The organism is Streptomyces sp. NPDC001514, from assembly GCF_053597075.1.
Window position 1 is genome coordinate 432,936 of sequence record NZ_JBSFHO010000001.1, and the last position, 14,792, is coordinate 447,727.

At 70.4% G+C, this 14,792-nt stretch carries 15 protein-coding genes; 6 read left to right on the forward strand and 9 right to left on the reverse strand.

The window, feature by feature from the left end; all coding sequences use genetic code 11:
* Positions 1-7: 7 nt before the first annotated feature.
* Together ACWCXB_RS01900 and ACWCXB_RS01905 are read right to left on the reverse strand one after the other, a co-directional pair.
* A complete protein-coding gene (locus ACWCXB_RS01900) occupies positions 8-757 on the reverse strand; it encodes an ABC transporter permease (protein ID WP_450717916.1) in 750 nt (249 codons plus the stop codon).
* Positions 758-766: 9 nt separating this feature from the next.
* A complete protein-coding gene (locus ACWCXB_RS01905) occupies positions 767-1,549 on the reverse strand; it encodes an ABC transporter ATP-binding protein (protein WP_450717918.1) in 783 nt (260 codons plus the stop codon).
* Between the two features lie 81 nt (positions 1,550-1,630).
* On the opposite strand from ACWCXB_RS01905, the gene ACWCXB_RS01910 reads away from it, so the two are divergent.
* The 4 genes from ACWCXB_RS01910 to ACWCXB_RS01925 all read left to right on the forward strand — a co-directional run bounded on the left by ACWCXB_RS01910 (position 1,631) and on the right by ACWCXB_RS01925 (position 6,576).
* On the forward strand, positions 1,631-2,269 hold the full coding sequence (locus ACWCXB_RS01910; protein WP_450717920.1) for a TetR/AcrR family transcriptional regulator: 639 nt from the start codon (positions 1,631-1,633) through the stop codon (positions 2,267-2,269).
* Between the two features lie 128 nt (positions 2,270-2,397).
* Positions 2,398-3,246, forward strand: a complete 849-nt coding sequence (locus ACWCXB_RS01915) for a 3-hydroxyacyl-CoA dehydrogenase family protein (RefSeq protein ID WP_450717922.1) — start codon at positions 2,398-2,400, stop codon at positions 3,244-3,246.
* A gap of 251 nt (positions 3,247-3,497) precedes the next feature.
* Positions 3,498-3,821: an STAS domain-containing protein gene (locus ACWCXB_RS01920; protein WP_041984301.1), complete on the forward strand. Its 324-nt coding sequence runs from the start codon at positions 3,498-3,500 to the stop codon at positions 3,819-3,821.
* Between the two features lie 223 nt (positions 3,822-4,044).
* Positions 4,045-6,576: an ATP-binding protein gene (locus ACWCXB_RS01925; protein ID WP_450717924.1), complete on the forward strand. Its 2,532-nt coding sequence runs from the start codon at positions 4,045-4,047 to the stop codon at positions 6,574-6,576.
* A gap of 119 nt (positions 6,577-6,695) precedes the next feature.
* Here ACWCXB_RS01925 and nucS read toward each other — a convergent pair whose 3' ends face one another.
* Positions 6,696-7,358, reverse strand: coding sequence for an endonuclease NucS (gene nucS, locus ACWCXB_RS01930; RefSeq protein WP_450717926.1), 663 nt, complete (start codon positions 7,356-7,358; stop codon positions 6,696-6,698).
* 284 nt (positions 7,359-7,642) lie between these two features.
* Between nucS and ACWCXB_RS01935 the strand changes: the two genes are divergently transcribed.
* Positions 7,643-8,035, forward strand: coding sequence for an SCO5389 family protein (locus ACWCXB_RS01935; RefSeq protein WP_017946869.1), 393 nt, complete (start codon positions 7,643-7,645; stop codon positions 8,033-8,035).
* 128 nt (positions 8,036-8,163) lie between these two features.
* Here the strand turns inward: ACWCXB_RS01935 and ACWCXB_RS01940 are convergent, their stop codons facing one another.
* Positions 8,164-9,195 (reverse strand): LLM class flavin-dependent oxidoreductase, encoded by a 1,032-nt coding sequence (locus ACWCXB_RS01940; RefSeq protein WP_450717928.1) that lies wholly within the window; start codon positions 9,193-9,195, stop codon positions 8,164-8,166.
* Positions 9,196-9,409: 214 nt separating this feature from the next.
* On the opposite strand from ACWCXB_RS01940, the gene ACWCXB_RS01945 reads away from it, so the two are divergent.
* The gene (locus ACWCXB_RS01945; protein ID WP_450717930.1) at positions 9,410-9,739 is read left to right on the forward strand and encodes an ATP/GTP-binding protein; all 330 of its coding nucleotides are present in this window, start codon (positions 9,410-9,412) and stop codon (positions 9,737-9,739) included.
* A gap of 6 nt (positions 9,740-9,745) precedes the next feature.
* Here ACWCXB_RS01945 and ACWCXB_RS01950 read toward each other — a convergent pair whose 3' ends face one another.
* From ACWCXB_RS01950 to ACWCXB_RS01970, 5 genes are all read right to left on the reverse strand, one after another.
* On the reverse strand, positions 9,746-10,576 hold the full coding sequence (locus tag ACWCXB_RS01950) for an ABC transporter permease subunit (RefSeq protein WP_450717932.1): 831 nt from the start codon (positions 10,574-10,576) through the stop codon (positions 9,746-9,748).
* Positions 10,573-11,763, reverse strand: coding sequence for an ABC transporter ATP-binding protein (locus ACWCXB_RS01955; RefSeq protein WP_450717934.1), 1,191 nt, complete (start codon positions 11,761-11,763; stop codon positions 10,573-10,575). Before ACWCXB_RS01955 ends, ACWCXB_RS01950 begins: the two co-directional genes overlap by 4 nt.
* A gap of 119 nt (positions 11,764-11,882) precedes the next feature.
* Entirely contained in the window at positions 11,883-12,662 is a 780-nt protein-coding gene (locus ACWCXB_RS01960) for an ABC transporter permease subunit (protein ID WP_450717936.1), read from the reverse strand.
* A gap of 3 nt (positions 12,663-12,665) precedes the next feature.
* Positions 12,666-13,622 (reverse strand): ABC transporter ATP-binding protein, encoded by a 957-nt coding sequence (locus ACWCXB_RS01965; protein ID WP_450717938.1) that lies wholly within the window; start codon positions 13,620-13,622, stop codon positions 12,666-12,668.
* A gap of 226 nt (positions 13,623-13,848) precedes the next feature.
* Positions 13,849-14,787: a cellulose-binding protein gene (locus ACWCXB_RS01970; protein WP_450717940.1), complete on the reverse strand. Its 939-nt coding sequence runs from the start codon at positions 14,785-14,787 to the stop codon at positions 13,849-13,851.
* Positions 14,788-14,792 lie beyond the last annotated feature (5 nt).

Sequence of the window (14,792 nt, forward strand, 5' to 3'; positions counted from 1 at the left end):
CGCTCGATTACGCGCCGGCCTTCCGGAAGACCCGTGTCCCCGCGGTGACGCCGAGCGCCGCGAAGCCGAAGGCGGCCAGGACGCCGTACAGCATGGCCGTACCGCCGTAGTCGCCGACGTACCCGGCCCGTACCGCGTCCACCAGGTAGCGGTACGGCATGAAGTGCGAGAGGACATCCAGCCAGACCGGCGCCAGCGCCATCGGCAGCATCAGCCCGGACAGCAGCATCGACGGCATGGTCACCGCGTTGATGACCGGCCCGAACTCGTGCGGCTCGGAGACCTTCATCGCCATCGCGTACGAGAGCGACGCGAGCCCGATCGTCAGCAGGGCCACGAAGGCGAAACCGATGAGGATGCCGCCGAGCGGCGCCCGCAGTCCCAGCACGGTCGCGGCCAGCACCAGCAGGACCGACTGGAGGACGAGGACCGCGGCATCCCGCAGCACCCGTCCCAGCAGCAGCGCCGGCCGGCTGACCGGGGTGACCCGCATCCGTTCGACGACGCCCGTCTGCTTCTCGACGATGACGGTGAACCCGGCGAACGACGCGCCGAACAAGCCCAGTTGCAGGAGCAGTCCCGGCACCAGCACCTGCCAGGAGTCGCCCTGCGCGCCGAGCGGCAGATCGGTCAGCAGCGGCCCGAAGAAGAGCAGATACAGCAGCGGCATGAGCACGCCGAAGAGCATCTGGAACCGGGAGCGCAGGGTCTGGCGGGCGTACCGGCCGAAGACCAGCGCGGTGTCGTGCATCAGCACAGGGCACTCCTAGACGGCGACGGGGGTGGTGTCCACCGGCGCGGGACCGCGTCCGGTGATGGCGAGGAAGGCGTCCTGAAGTGAGGCGTCCGCCGACCCCGCGTACCGCTCCTTCAGCGCGGCAGGGGTGCCCGTGGCGACGACGGTGCCCTTGTCGACGACGACGAGCCGGTCGGACAGCTCGTCCGCCTCGTCGAGGTAGTGCGTGGTGAGGAAGACGGTGGTGCCGTAGTCGTCGCGCAGCCGCCGCACCAACTGCCAGAGGTCGGCGCGGCCGCCCGGGTCGAGGCCGGTGGTCGGCTCGTCGAGGAAGAGGACCTCGGGCCGGTGGGTGAGCGCCATCGCGATGTCGAGCCGGCGCCGCCGGCCGCCGGAGAGCCCCGCGCACGGGCGGTCGAGGAGACCGGTGAGGTCCAGGTCGCGGGCCAGCTCCTCGGCCCGGGCGACCGAGTCGGCCTTGGTGAAGCGGTAGAGCCGCGCCTGGGTCACGAGCTCTTCGCGCACGGTGATGGTCGGGTCGACGCCGCCGGACTGGGCGACGTACCCGATCTTCTCGCGTACGCCCGCCGGGTCGGTCGTGAGATCGCGGCCCGCGACGGTAGCGGTGCCGCCCGTCGGCGGCAGCAGCGTCGTGAGCATGCGCAGGGTCGTGGTCTTGCCCGCGCCGTTCGGCCCGAGGAAGCCGAGGATCTCGCCCCGCTCGGCGGTGAGGTCGATGCCGCGGACCGCGTCGACGGGTCCGCTCTTCGTGGTGAACGTCCGGGCCAGGCCGGAGGTCGTGATGACTGCCATGCCTCCTAGAAAAACAGAGTCGCTGAAAATTTGCAATGACTCCAAAGATTAAGGAAGCCCAGCAAGGGCTACGATGAGCGCATGGCTGAGGGACTCAGGGAGCGGAAGAAGCGCCAGACCAGGCAGCACATCTCGGATGTGGCCACAGGCCTGTTCATGGAGCGCGGCTTCGACGCGGTGACGATCGCGGAGATCGCGGAAGCCGCGGACGTGTCCGTGAACACCGTCTACAACTACTTCCCTGCCAAGGAGGACCTCTACTTCGACCGCGAGACCGCCCTCGTCGACCGGCTCGCACGCTGGGTCCGCGCGCGGGACACGGGCGAATCCGCGGCCGCCGCCGTGCTGCGCGAACTCCGTACCGAGGTGGAGGCCGTCTCACCGTCGGTCGGACTGATGGACGGGTACGAGCGCTTCCTCCGCGTCATCCACAACGCCCCCTCCCTCCAGTCCCGTGTCCTGACCTTCCAGCGGGAGATCGTCGACAAGCTGGCGCAGGCCCTGCGCGAGGAGACCGGCGCCGCGCCTGACGACGTGATGCCGTCCCTGATGGCCGGACAGATCAACTGGGTGTACGAGACCGTCATGGGCACCATCGGCCGGGAGATGATGGCCGGTCGCCGGCCCATCGAGGTCTCCCGCGAGGTGCTCGTGCTCATCGACGACTTGGAGGATCTGCTCAGCGAACGGGTCCTCGTTTATGCGGTACGGCGCACCTGACGACCCGTACCGGTGTGATGTCCGTCATCTGAGACGTGACGCGCATCTCTTCATCGCCACACGGCCGCTCACGGACGCTAACCTCCGGCAGAGATCCGACATGTAAACGTGTGTTAAGGGGTGCAGCAGTGGCCGGGAAGCTCGCCGTCATCGGAGCCGGACTCATGGGGTCCGGTATCGCGCAGGTCTCCGCCCAGGCGGGCTGGGACGTCGTCCTGCGTGACGTCACCGACGCGGCCCTGACGCGCGGCACCGACGGAATCAAGGCGTCGTACGACAAGTTCGTCGCCAAGGGCAAGCTCGACGCCGCCGACGCCGACGCGGCGTTGGCGCGCATCACCACGACCACCGACCTGGACGCGGTCGCCGACGCGGACATCGTCGTCGAGGCCGTGTTCGAGAAGCTCGAGGTCAAGCACGAGATCTTCCGGGCACTCGACAAGCTCGTACGGGACGAGGCGGTGCTCGCCTCCAACACCTCCGCCATCCCGATCACGAAGATCGCGGCCGTGACGGAGCGTCCGGAGCGCGTCGTCGGCGCCCACTTCTTCTCGCCCGTCCCGATGATGCAGCTCTGCGAGCTCGTCCGCGGCTACAAGACCAGCGACGAAACCCTCGCCACCACCCGTGAGTTCGCCGAGTCCGTCGGTAAGACCTGCATCGTCGTCAACCGCGACGTCGCCGGCTTCGTCACCACCCGCCTTATCTCGGCGCTCGTCGTCGAGGCCGCGAAGCTGTACGAATCGGGCGTCGCGACCGCAGAGGACATCGACATCGCCTGCAAGCTCGGCTTCGGCCACGCCATGGGCCCGCTGGCCACGGCCGACCTGACCGGCGTCGACATCCTGCTGCACGCCACCAGCAACATCTACACCGAGTCGCAGGACGAGAAGTTCGCGCCGCCGGAGCTGATGCGCCGGATGGTTGACGCCGGTGACATCGGGCGCAAGAGCGGGCAGGGCTTCTACAAGCACTGATCGCGGCGCGGAACCCGTCACGACCGTACGGGCCTGCGCACTTTCACCCCTCAGGGTGAATTCGGTATCGGTTCGCTTACAGGCGGCAACTTCTCCGCCCGTACGGCAGTCAGTTGTTGCACAAAGAGACCGCGCGAGCACAGAGCACGGCAGGGCAACGGCAGACAGCCGACAGCAGAACAGCAGACAGCGAACACAGGCAGTAGACAGCAGACAGACCTGACGGAGAAAAGCACTCTCGGGGAGCACATATGCACATCAGGGGCGACCACGCCGAGCTGGTCGTCGGGGGCCGCCTCGACGTACGCAGCGCGGCGGACGCCCGCACCGTCCTGCACTCGGCCGTCGACGACGGAGTCGGCGACCTGGTGCTCGACCTGACCGACCTGGACTCCTGGGACGCCACCGGACTCGGTGTCATCATGGGCGCCCACCGGCGGGCGGGCCGCTGCGGCCGACGGCTCGTCCTGCGCGGCGTGCCACCGCAGATGCAGCGCCTTCTGGTGGCCACCCGGCTGCACCGGATCCTGGCCATCGAGGGCGGAATCGCCGCAGAGTCCCTGCCTCGGGTCTGATCGGCCCACAACCCGGCAGGGACGCACAATCCTCACGAGATTGTGATGTCCTGGGCGACCCGGCACCCCGGCTGTTCCCGGATACTCGGCGAAGGTCTAGGGTGCGGTCGCCTGCCGATTCACGTACCCATTGCGGCGGGCACCGGACCAGAAGCGACAGCGGAGCGTGCAGACAGGCCGGGAGGGGCTTCCGCACGAGACGCCATCTGGGGGGCTTTGACCTATGGACCCGATGAACCGGGGCCCGGAAGAATACGGCCACGACAACGACCGCTTCGACGACGGCGACCGTGAGCGCGAGCGCGACGGCGCCGGTGCGCCGCGCCCGCCGCGCGACGCGGTGACTCCCGAGTTCGCTCAGAAGGCACCCGCGCCCGCGCGCACCGTCCGCCTCGTCTCCGGTGACCTCCTGCTCACCGTCAACCCCGTCGACGGCAGCGAGATAGAGCCCTGCCCGCCGGGACAGCAGCCCGGCGGGCCCGCCCGGCACAGCGCCGCGGAGCGCGAGGAGCTGCGCCGCGCCGCCAAGCCGCCGCTGCCGCCGGGGCCCGCGGCCCCTCCATTGCCTCTCCTGGAGCGCGAGGAGGAGCGTGAGCGGCTTCTACGGCTCCTCGGGCGCGGCCGTTCGGTCCGGCTGACCGGGCCCGCCGGTTCCGGCCGTACCACCCTCCTCGACATCGTTTCCACCCACTGCGCGAACCTCGCACCCGACGGTGTCGTACGCCTCTCCGGCCACCACCGCACGCCCACCGAGCTGCTGTACGAGCTCTTCGCCGCCGTACACAGCGCGCCGCAGCACCGCCCCGACCGGGCGCGACTGCTGGAACTGGTCCGTGACATCGGCGCCGTCGTCGTCGTCGACGACCTCGAATTCGGCGGCAGCGCGCTCGACGAGCTGCTCGCCGCCACGCCCGAATGCGCCTTCCTGCTCGCTGCGACGCCCGATGTCAGCGCGCCGTCGCCCGAGTCCCACCTCGAAGAGGTGTTCCTCAAGGGGCTTGGCCGCAGCGCCGCCCTCCAGCTGCTGGAGCGGGCCGTGGAGCGGCCCCTCACCGACGACGAGGCGAACTGGGCGGGCGACCTCTGGTTCGAGTCGGAGGGGCTGCCGCTGCGCTTCGTGCAGGCGGGAGCGCTGCTGCGGCAGCGCGACGCGCTGCGCGTCCCGGACCCGGACCCGGACCCGGACCCGGACGAGGACGGCGACAACGTCTTCGCCGACGGCCACGACGCACCGCTGCCGACGCTGGGGGAGGGCGCGGCGCCCGCCGCGCTGCTCGCCTCCCGGCTCAGCGAATCGGCGCGCGACGCGCTGCGGTTCGCCGTCGCGCTCGGCGGCGAGGTGCCGCACCAGGCCCATCTGCCGGCGCTCGTCGGGGACACGCACGCGGACGCCGCGCTCGGTGAGCTGACGAGCTGTGGACTGCTCACGCCCGTGGGCTCGCGCTACCGGCTGGCGGCGGGCGTCCCCGCGCAACTGCAGGCCGCGGGGTACGGCGAGGGCGCGGTGGACCGCGCCCACACGGCTGCCCAGCACTACGCCTGGTGGGCCGGCCACCCCTCGGTCTCGCCCGAGCGGGCCGCGGCCGAGGCGGATGCCCTTCTCGCGTCGATGGCCGCGCTGGTGCCGGGGCGCGAGGCGGGGCACCCGAGCGCTGCGGTGCTGCTCGCGCGCAGCGCCGCGCCCGCCTTCGCGGCCGGACTGCACTGGGGCGCCTGGGAGCGGGCCCTGCGGACCGGGCAGGAGGCGGCCCGCATTTCGGGCGACGTCGCCGAAGAGGCGTACTTCCACCATGAGCTCGGCGTACTCGCGCTGTGCGCCGGGAACCTGGACCGGGCGCGCGCAGAGCTCGAAGCCTCCATCGCGCTGCGCGGCGCGCTCGCCGACAAGCGCGGAACCGTCGCCGGGCGGCGGGCCCTTGCGCTCGTCGCCGACCGCGCGGGAGGCCTCGCAGGCGAGGAGGTCCCGGCCGCGCGCCACGAGGAGTCGGCGTCCACGCCCGGCGGCGTCCCCGCGGTGGTGCCGCCGGAGGAGACCCTCGTCACCCGCCGCGACACACCGGAGCCCGTGGCCACGAAAATCCGCCGCACGATCCTCACGGGCGCCCGCCGCAACATGGTCGCCGCCGGCGCGGGAGCGCTGCTGGCCGCGGTCCTCGGCACGGTGGTGACCCTGGGCGCCACGTCCAACCCCGAAGACCCCGCGGACCGGGTGACGAACGAGCAGTCGGCGAACGAGGACGACGGCGCGGACGGCCTGAACGCCGACGAACCGACCCAGGCCTCCACGAACCGGCCCTCGGACGCCCCCGACAGCGGCGCCCCCGAACCGGACGACCCGGACCCGTCGAGCGATACCGGCCCGGGCGAGAGCGGCTCGGTCGGCGAACCGTCCGCGCCGGACGGCGACGGCTCGACGACCGGGGGCGGTTCGGGTACGTCGGGGACGACGGGCTCGACCACCGGCGGGCCTTCGACGACGGGCGGCAGCTCGTCCGGCGGCACCTCGCCGAGCCCCTCCACCAGCGGCAGCACGTCCCCGAGCCCCTCCACCAGCGGTAGCACTTCGCCGAGCCCCTCGACCAGCGGCAGCTCGTCACCGACGACGACGGGCTCCACGACGTCGTCCGCCGGCACGACGTCCACGGGCGGCACGACCTCCAGCGGCAGCACGTCGGGCGGCGAGACGACGAGCGGCGGCACGACGGACGGCTCGGGCGGCGGCACGACGGCGGACGGGTCGAGCCCGAGCGACTGAGGTCTGTCCGGCATGCCGTCCCGCATGACAATCCCCCAGGACGAGGTCCTGGGGGAGAACAGGGGGCAGCGCCCGGCGTGACGGGCACGGGGGATGGCGCCCTGGGGACGGAGTGCCGGTCAGAACAGCCGAAGCTTGTCGTCCTCGATGCCGCGCAGGGCTTCGTAGTCCAGCACCACGCAGCCGATGCCGCGGTCCGTCGCCAGCACGCGGGCCTGGGGCTTGATCTCCTGCGCCGCGAAGACGCCGCGGACCGGGGCGAGATGGGGGTCGCGGTTCAGGAGCTCCAGGTAGCGCGTGAGCTGCTCGACGCCGTCGATCTCGCCGCGGCGCTTGATCTCGACCGCCACCGTCGCGCCGTCGGCGTCGCGGCACAGGATGTCCACCGGACCGATCGCCGTGGGGTACTCGCGGCGGATCAGGCTGTAGCCCTCGCCGAGTGTCTCGATCCGGTCTGCCAGGAGCTCCTGGAGGTGCGCTTCCACGCCGTCCTTGATGAGCCCCGGGTCGACGCCCAGTTCGTGGGACGAGTCATGGAGGACCTCCTCCATCGTGATGATCAGTTTCTCGCCTGCTTTGTTCACCACGGTCCAGACGCTGTCGTCCCCCTCCTTCAGCGTGCAGGGAGGGGACATCCAGTTCAGTGGTTTGTACGCCCGGTCGTCTGCGTGAATGGAGACGCTGCCGTCGGCCTTGACCAGGATCAGCCGGGGGGCGGAGGGCAGATGGGCGGTGAGCCGGCCCGCGTAGTCCACGGAACAACGGGCGATGACGAGACGCATGGTCGGCAACGCTACTCGACGGACCCGGGTCCGCGCGATTCGCGCTCGTCACCCGCGGCCGACCTTGGCCGAGACCCTTCGGGTCGCCCCTCTTGTCCGCAATCGTTATTGGCCGGTTGTGTTCCCATTCTCCTGGTGCAGGCCAGACAGCGCGCCTAACGTGGAAGCAGGAGGTTGTCGGCCGTGCACTCTGCGTCGTCGTGATCGACAGTGCTCAGTCATGCCCGCGCCCTCCTTCCCTGCCCGTAAGACCCCGGCCTCCCGGGGTCGCGAGAGGAGAACCCATGTCGCTCGACGTCTCACCGGCGCTGTTGGAACAGGCCGAGCGAGGCGAGGTCGACGAAGCTGCATTCGTCGACTGCGTCCGGACCTCCCTGCCCTACGCATGGGAGATGATCAGTTCTCTGGTGGCTCAGCTGAAGGTGGACGGCGGCGAGTTCGCCGACAACCAGACGCCGCCGCCGGACGAGCAGGCACGTGGTCAGCTGTTGCGCGCGCTCGCGAGTGACGCCATCCGGGGGGCCCTGCAGCGGCACTTCGGTGTACGGCTCGCATTCCAGAACTGCCACCGCGTCGCGGTGTTCCCGCTGGACTCCTCGGTGGACGAGCGGCTCGCCCGCTTTACTTCCGTGCGGGCCCAGCTGCTCAATCAGTCGCCCGAACTGCGCGACTGCTGATGTCTTTTGCTGCCGCTCCGCATCACCGGAACCATCCCCTTAAGCACGGATGCCGGGGCGGCAGCATTCGCCGGAACGACGGGCCGGCGCGGGGAGTGCGGGCCGTACGAGACGTGCGGCCCGCACGCTCAGGACAGCTGCGGCAGCACCTCCGTGCCCAGCCGCCGGACATTCTCCTCGGTCGCTGCCAGATCGCCGGAGCCCTCGACGAGCAGCGCGAAGCGCGTGATGCCCGTACGCTCCGAGGTCGCCGCGAGCCGGTCGGCCGCCAGTCGCGGCGGGCCCACCGGATGCAGCCCGCACAACAGCTCCGTGTACGCGACGGGATCGCGCATGGAGCGCGGGCGCCCGTCGACCGTGACATGGGCGTCGAGCCCCTTCTTCAGCCACCCCGGCATCGCCTTCACCAGGGTCTCCTCGGCCTCCGCGCGGCCGTCGGCGATCTGGGCCACACCCGCCGACACATGCCCGGCGCGCGCGACGAGGTCCGGCGAGTGACCCGCGTCGAGCGCGTGCCTGCGCCACAGTGCGACCATCTCCGCCTTGTCCTCGTCGCCGCAGTGCATCCCGAGGAGCATCGGCAGCCCGCGCTCGGCCGCGAGCCGGACGCTCGCCGGGGACGTACAGGCCACGATGACCTCCGGGCCCTCGGCGCGTCCGTCGAGCAGCTCGTCCGGCCTTGGTACGACGGCGACTTCACGGAATGCGAATCGTTCTCCCTGCGCCGACACACGGGGCTCGCGCAGCCACCGCAGCAGCAGATCGAGCGATTCGGGGAACCCCTTCTCGTACGCCTCGAGACCGGAGCCGAAGACCTCCAGATCGACCCACGGCCCGCCGCGGCCCACGCCGAGGGAGAACCGCCCCCCGGAGGTGAGGTGCAGCAGCGCCGCCTGCTCGCCGACCGCCACGGGATGGGCGGTCGGCAGAACGCTCACCGCTGTGCCCACCCGGATCCGCTCGGTGCGGCCGAGCAGCAGCGCGGCCAGGGTCACGGCCGACGGACATACCCCGTACGGAACGAAATGGTGCTCGGCCAGCCAGACCGAGTCGAGTCCGGCCGCCTCCGCGGCCTCGGCGGACCGCACCGCCCGGTGCAACGCCTCCCCTTGGCCCTGGCCCGGGAACTGGGCCGCCAGTACAAAAGCTCCAACGCGCATCGCCTTCTGCCTCCTTGCGGCCGACGCGGCACTCCCCCCACACAGGCAACAACGTCTGACACGTGCCAAAGGCACGGCCACGCGTGAAGTTGTTGCGATTTTCCGGTAACTGGCCCCTCTGGGTGCCGGAGTATCGCACCGTGTGGGACGCCTACCCGCGACCGCGGCCCGTAGGCTTGAGGGGAAACCGTCCGGTCCCCCCGTGAGGTGCCACGTGTCCCCGCGCCGCAACCGCCCCCGAGGCGGCGAGAAGCCGACCGATCGCGCGAGCGAGGCGGGCGACCGCTACGGCGGCGTGCAGCGGACCGAGAGCTGGCAGGGCGAGGACTGGTCCGTACGTCATGTCGCCGGAGCAAGCTCCGTCGGCAAGCGCTACCGCTGCCCGGGCTGCGACCAGGAGATCCCGTCCGGTATGCCGCATGTGGTGGCCTGGCCGGAGCACGGCGGCGTCGACGACCGCCGCCACTGGCACAAGGCGTGCTGGAACGCGAAGGACCGCCGCACCTCGCGAGTGCAGCGGTCCCGTAACGCGCCCAGGTACTGAGTCCGATCAGACGTCGCGCTTGTCCAGCGTGAGGTACGCGCCGCCCATCGCGACCGCCGTCACCCCGAGCATGATCAGCAGAGGCTGCCAGCCCGACGGGCCCGTCCCCTCCGCTGCCACTTCGCCGTAGAGCGCGACGATCAGACTCGGGATCGAGTAGCTCAACAGGGCCTGTTGAAGCTTCAGGAGCGACTCCGAGAACATGAACATCGCGGCCACCAGCGGCAGCAGCATCAGCCCGATCATGATCGTGATCGCGCCGGCCGAGTGGCGGATGATCGCCCCGACCGCCAGCGCCAGCAGTCCGAGCAGCGCGATGAAGAGACCGATGCCCACGGTCGAACGCAGCCATTCCCCGGCGGAGGCGCGAGGGGCGTCCACGACCGCCGACTGGATCACGGCGACGAGCGTCGCCGTCAGCGTGGTGACCGCGAAGACCAGCAGAAAGAAGACGGTCGCCTTCGCCGTCAGCACCCTGGCCCGGCTGGGGCATGCCGTCAGCGTCGTACGGATCATGCCCGTGCCGTACTCGGACGAGATCGTGAGCACCCCGAGGGTGATGACGCAGATCGATCCGAGCAGCACGCCGAAGAAGCCGAGGCCGAGGGCCGGCTGCTGTTCGACCGGGGCCTCACCGACGGCCGAGATGATCGCGGCGATGCCCGATCCGACGCCGAGCATCAGCACGATCATGACGCCGAGCGTCCACATCGTGGAGCGCACGGAACGGATCTTGGTCCACTCGGAGGCGAGGGCGTCACCGAGGTGGGCCCTGCGCACCGGGATCGGAGAGGCGTAGGAGGCGCCCGGCTGCTGGTAGGGGGTGGGGGCGGTCATCGGGCGTCCTCGGGCTTGGTCGGGTCGTCGGCAGGCGCGGGCGCCGGCGCGGGCGCGGCGGGTACGGGGCGCGCTGCGGCCCCGGCCGCGGCGGGCGCGGATGCCGCAGGCTCGGCCGCGTACGGGTTCTGCCCGGGCGGCGGCGGGGCGTACCAGCCCTGTTGCGGCACCTCGGGGATGACGACCGGCTGCAACGACGGGTCACTGAGCCAATCAGCGCCTCCGGCGCGGGCCATCGGCGGCTCCTGCATCAGTCCGGCCTTCAGGTCGTCCGTCGAGCGGTAGTCCACGGCGCTCTGCGTCATCCGCATGTACGCCTCCTCCAGCGAGGCCTGGTGCGGCGACAGTTCCCACAGCCGCACGTCGGCCTCATGCGCCAGATCGCTGATCCGGGGCAGCGCGAGACCCGTCACCCGCAGCGCCCCGTCCTGCTCCGACATGACCTGCCCGCCGGCCTCGGTGAGGACGGCCGTCAGCTTCTCCCGCTGCTGCGGCTCGGACTGCGGCGTACGCACCCGGGCGAAGCCCGCCGAATTGGCCGCGATGAAGTCCCTGACACTCATGTCGGCCAGCAGCCGGCCGCGCCCGATCACGATCAGATGGTCGGCCGTGAGTGCCATCTCGCTCATCAGATGCGAGGAGACGAAGACCGTCCGCCCCTCGGCCGCCAGCGACTTCATCAGATTGCGCACCCACAGGATGCCCTCGGGGTCGAGACCGTTGACCGGCTCGTCGAAGAGCAGCACCTGAGGGTCGCCGAGCAGCGCGGCGGCGATGCCGAGCCGCTGCCCCATGCCCAGCGAGAAGCCGTTGGTACGGCGCTTGGCGACATCCTGCAGCCCGACGACGCCGAGTACCTCGTCGACCCGGCGGGCCGGGATCCCGGAGAGCTGCGCGAGCGACAGCAGATGGTTCCGTGCGCTCCGCCCGCCGTGCACGGCCTTGGCATCGAGCAGCGCGCCGACCTGACGGGGCGCGTTCGGCAGCTGCCGGAAGGGGTGGCCGCCGATCGTGACATGTCCGGATGTCGGCTGGTCGAGGCCGAGGATCATGCGCATGGTCGTCGACTTGCCGGAGCCGTTGGGTCCGAGAAAGCCGGTGACGGCACCGGGCCGCACCTGGAAGGAAAGGTTGTCCACGGCCGTCTTGGCGCCGTAGCGCTTCGTCAGGCCGACTGCCTCGATCATTCTCCAGCCCCATCGACAGTTCAGGTCGTCGGGGCACGGCCCGCATCGGACCGCACGCCCCCGTAAGAGTTAGGAGGATATCCAGCCCTTGACGGTTCCGGCCAAGCAGTACGAGTCCGTCACGCGTCCCGCTTCTTGAGGACCGCGTAACCGCCGAGCAGCGCCACAGCGACCCAGATCAGCATGATGCCGAGACCGCCCCACGGACCGTACGGCGCCGGGTCGCTGTTCATCGCGTCCGGGATCACCTGCATGATCTTCGAGCCGGCCTGGTCCGGGAAATACCGGGCGACGTCCTTCGCGTACGGCACGGCCGAAAGGATCTGGGAGACCAGGAAGAAGAACGGCATCAGGATGCCGAGCGACAGCATCGAGCTGCGCAGCATCGCCGCGACGCCCATCGAGAAGATCGCGATCAGGCCCATGTAGAGCCCGGCGCCGATCACGGCGCGCAGGACGTTCTCCTCGCCGATGGTCGTGCCGTGGTCGCCCAGCAGAGCCTGCCCGAGGAAGAACGTGAGGAAGCTCGTCGCCATCCCCACGACCAGCGCCAGCAGTCCGGCGACGGCGATCTTGCTGAACAGGAACGTGGCGCGCTGCGGCACGGCCGCCAGCGACGTACGGATCATTCCGGAGCTGTACTCCGTGCCGACCACGAGCACGCCGAAGACGACCATCGCGAGCTGGCCCAGCACCATCCCGGAGAAGCTGATCAGCGTCGGGTCGAAGGTGGCCCGCTCCAGCTCCGGCAGATCGTCGAAGGTCGCGGACATCAACGCGCAGAGCGCGGCGCTGAGGGCGACCGTCACGACGAACGCGCTCACCAGGGTCCAGGTGGTGGAGGAGACCGTACGGATCTTGGTCCACTCGGACTGGAGGACGGCGGGTACCGAGGCCATGGGTCAGGCTCCCTTGTTGCGCGGGGCCCACTGCGGGGCGGTCGTTCCGGTGTCGGTGGAGTGCGCGTGGTACTCGACCGCGCCCGCCGTCATCTGCATGAAGGCCTCCTCCAGCGAGGCCCGCTGGGCGCTCAGTTCATGGAGCACGATCCGGTGCTGCGCGGCCAGCTCACCGAGCTGCTCGGTGGTGGCGCCGTCGATCTCCAGCGTGCCGTTGCCCGACTCGATGGCGGTCAGGCCCTGCTCGTGGAGGACATCGCGCAGCCGCTCCTGCTGCGGGGAGCGGAGCCGTACATAACTGCGGGAGTTCTGGTGGATGAAATCGGCCATCGACGTATCCGCGAGGAGCTTGCCCTGGCCGATCACGATCAAGTGCTCTGCGGTGAGGGCCATTTCACTCATCAGATGCGAGGAGACGAAGATCGTCCGCCCCTCGGACGCGAGCAGTTTCATCAGATTGCGGATCCAGTGAATTCCCTCGGGATCAAGACCGTTGACCGGCTCGTCGAAGAGCAGCACCTGAGGGTCACCGAGCAGCGCGGAAGCGATTCCCAGCCGCTGCCCCATACCGAGCGAGAAACTCTTGGACTTCTTCCTGGCGACCGGCGTCAGCCCGACGAGATCGAGGACCTCGGCGACCCGCCGCTCCGGAATCCGGTTGGCCTGCGCGAGGCAGAGGAGGTTGTTGTACGCAGTGCGGCCGCCGTGCATCGCCTTGGCGTCCAGCAGCGCGCCGATGTACTTGAGCGGTTCCTGAAGGTCCCGGTAGTGCTTGCCGTCGATCCGGACCGTCCCGCTGGTGGGATTGTCCAGATCCAGCATCATGCGCATCGTCGTCGACTTGCCTGCTCCGTTGGGTCCGAGGAAGCCGGTCACGACGCCGGGACGGACCTGGAACGAGAGGTGGTCGACCGCGACCTTGGCGCCGAAGCGCTTGGTGAGACCCTCGAGCTCGATCATGCGTTCACGCTACGGGCGGGGGATGGCCTGCGCCACCGCTTTGGGTAACCGGCGGCTGACGCCGCCGTGGCCCCACGGTTGCCCGTGGTTTGTGGGTAGTCGTTCCGCCGGGGCGGAACGGGTGCGCACGAACCACCCATGGGCCCGCAGACGCAAACAACGCCCGTGCCCGGCGCCGTAAAGGCACCGGGCACGGGCGACACGTACCGCCTGCGCGGGGCAGCGACTAGCGGGTCTGCTGGGCCGGCACGCCCCGGGAGATCGGCTCGTCGTCGGCGGGCGTGCCCGCCGCGGCCACGGCCGCACCGGTCAGCGTCGCCAGCATCTCGCGGACGTTCGTCAGCTGCGCATTGATCGAGTCGCGGCGGTTCGTCAGCGCCGCCAGCTCGCGCTCGGATTCCGAACGGATCCGGTCCGCCTTCGCGTTCGCGTCCGCGACGATGTCCTCGGCCTGACGCTGCGCGGTCTCCACCGTCTGGCGCGCGCGGCGCTCCGCGTCCGTACGCAGCTTCTCCGCCTCCAGGCGCAGCTGCTCGGCCCGGTGCTCGATCTCCGCCAGCCGCTTCTCGGCCTTCGCCTGACGCGACGCCAGGTCCCGCTCGGACTGCTCGCGGCGCTTCGCCAGGTTCGTCTCGAAGTCGGCCGCCGCCTGAGCGGCCTTCGCGCGGGTCTCCTCGAAGAGCGCGTCCGCCTCCTCGCGCTTGGACTGCGCGTCCTTCTGCGCGTCGGCGCGCAGCGTGTTCGCCTCGCCCTGGGCCTTCTCGACGATCCGGACGCCCTCGTCCTCGGCCTTCTGCCTGCGCTCGGACGCGAACGCCTCCGCGTCGTTGCGCACCTGCTGGGCCGCCGACTCGGCGAGCTCACGGTGCTGCTCGGCGGCGCGACGGGCCTCCTCGCGCAGGTCCTTCGCCTCCTCCTCGGCGAGGCGGAGGATCTTCTCGACACGCGCACCGAGTCCGGCGTACGACGGCTCCGCGTCGTTGACCTGGGACTGGGCATTCTGCGTCTCGAGGTGGAGCTCCTCGATGCGCTTTTCCAGAGAGGTGATCCGTGCGAGAGCACTGTCACGATCGGCGACGAGTTTGGTAATGCGGTCATCCACCTGACCGCGGTCGTACCCACGCCGCACGAGCTCGAAGCCGAAGGGGGAGGAAGTGTCGCTCATGGGGT

Excerpts from the sequence above, each read along its gene's own strand:
- ACWCXB_RS01950 (WP_450717932.1), bottom strand. The coding sequence starts at position 10,576 with ATGACCGCCCCCACCCCCTACCAGCAGCCGGGCGCCTCCTACGCCTCT.
- ACWCXB_RS01955 (WP_450717934.1), bottom strand. The coding sequence starts at position 11,763 with ATGATCGAGGCAGTCGGCCTGACGAAGCGCTACGGCGCCAAGACGGCC.
- ACWCXB_RS01925 (WP_450717924.1), top strand. The coding sequence starts at position 4,045 with ATGGACCCGATGAACCGGGGCCCGGAAGAATACGGCCACGACAACGAC.
- ACWCXB_RS01940 (WP_450717928.1), bottom strand. The coding sequence starts at position 9,195 with ATGCGCGTTGGAGCTTTTGTACTGGCGGCCCAGTTCCCGGGCCAGGGC.
- ACWCXB_RS01920 (WP_041984301.1), top strand. The coding sequence starts at position 3,498 with ATGCACATCAGGGGCGACCACGCCGAGCTGGTCGTCGGGGGCCGCCTC.
- nucS (WP_450717926.1), bottom strand. The coding sequence starts at position 7,358 with ATGCGTCTCGTCATCGCCCGTTGTTCCGTGGACTACGCGGGCCGGCTC.
- ACWCXB_RS01970 (WP_450717940.1), bottom strand. The coding sequence starts at position 14,787 with ATGAGCGACACTTCCTCCCCCTTCGGCTTCGAGCTCGTGCGGCGTGGG.
- ACWCXB_RS01965 (WP_450717938.1), bottom strand. The coding sequence starts at position 13,622 with ATGATCGAGCTCGAGGGTCTCACCAAGCGCTTCGGCGCCAAGGTCGCG.
- ACWCXB_RS01960 (WP_450717936.1), bottom strand. The coding sequence starts at position 12,662 with ATGGCCTCGGTACCCGCCGTCCTCCAGTCCGAGTGGACCAAGATCCGT.
- ACWCXB_RS01935 (WP_017946869.1), top strand. The coding sequence starts at position 7,643 with ATGTCGCTCGACGTCTCACCGGCGCTGTTGGAACAGGCCGAGCGAGGC.
- ACWCXB_RS01910 (WP_450717920.1), top strand. The coding sequence starts at position 1,631 with ATGGCTGAGGGACTCAGGGAGCGGAAGAAGCGCCAGACCAGGCAGCAC.
- ACWCXB_RS01905 (WP_450717918.1), bottom strand. The coding sequence starts at position 1,549 with ATGGCAGTCATCACGACCTCCGGCCTGGCCCGGACGTTCACCACGAAG.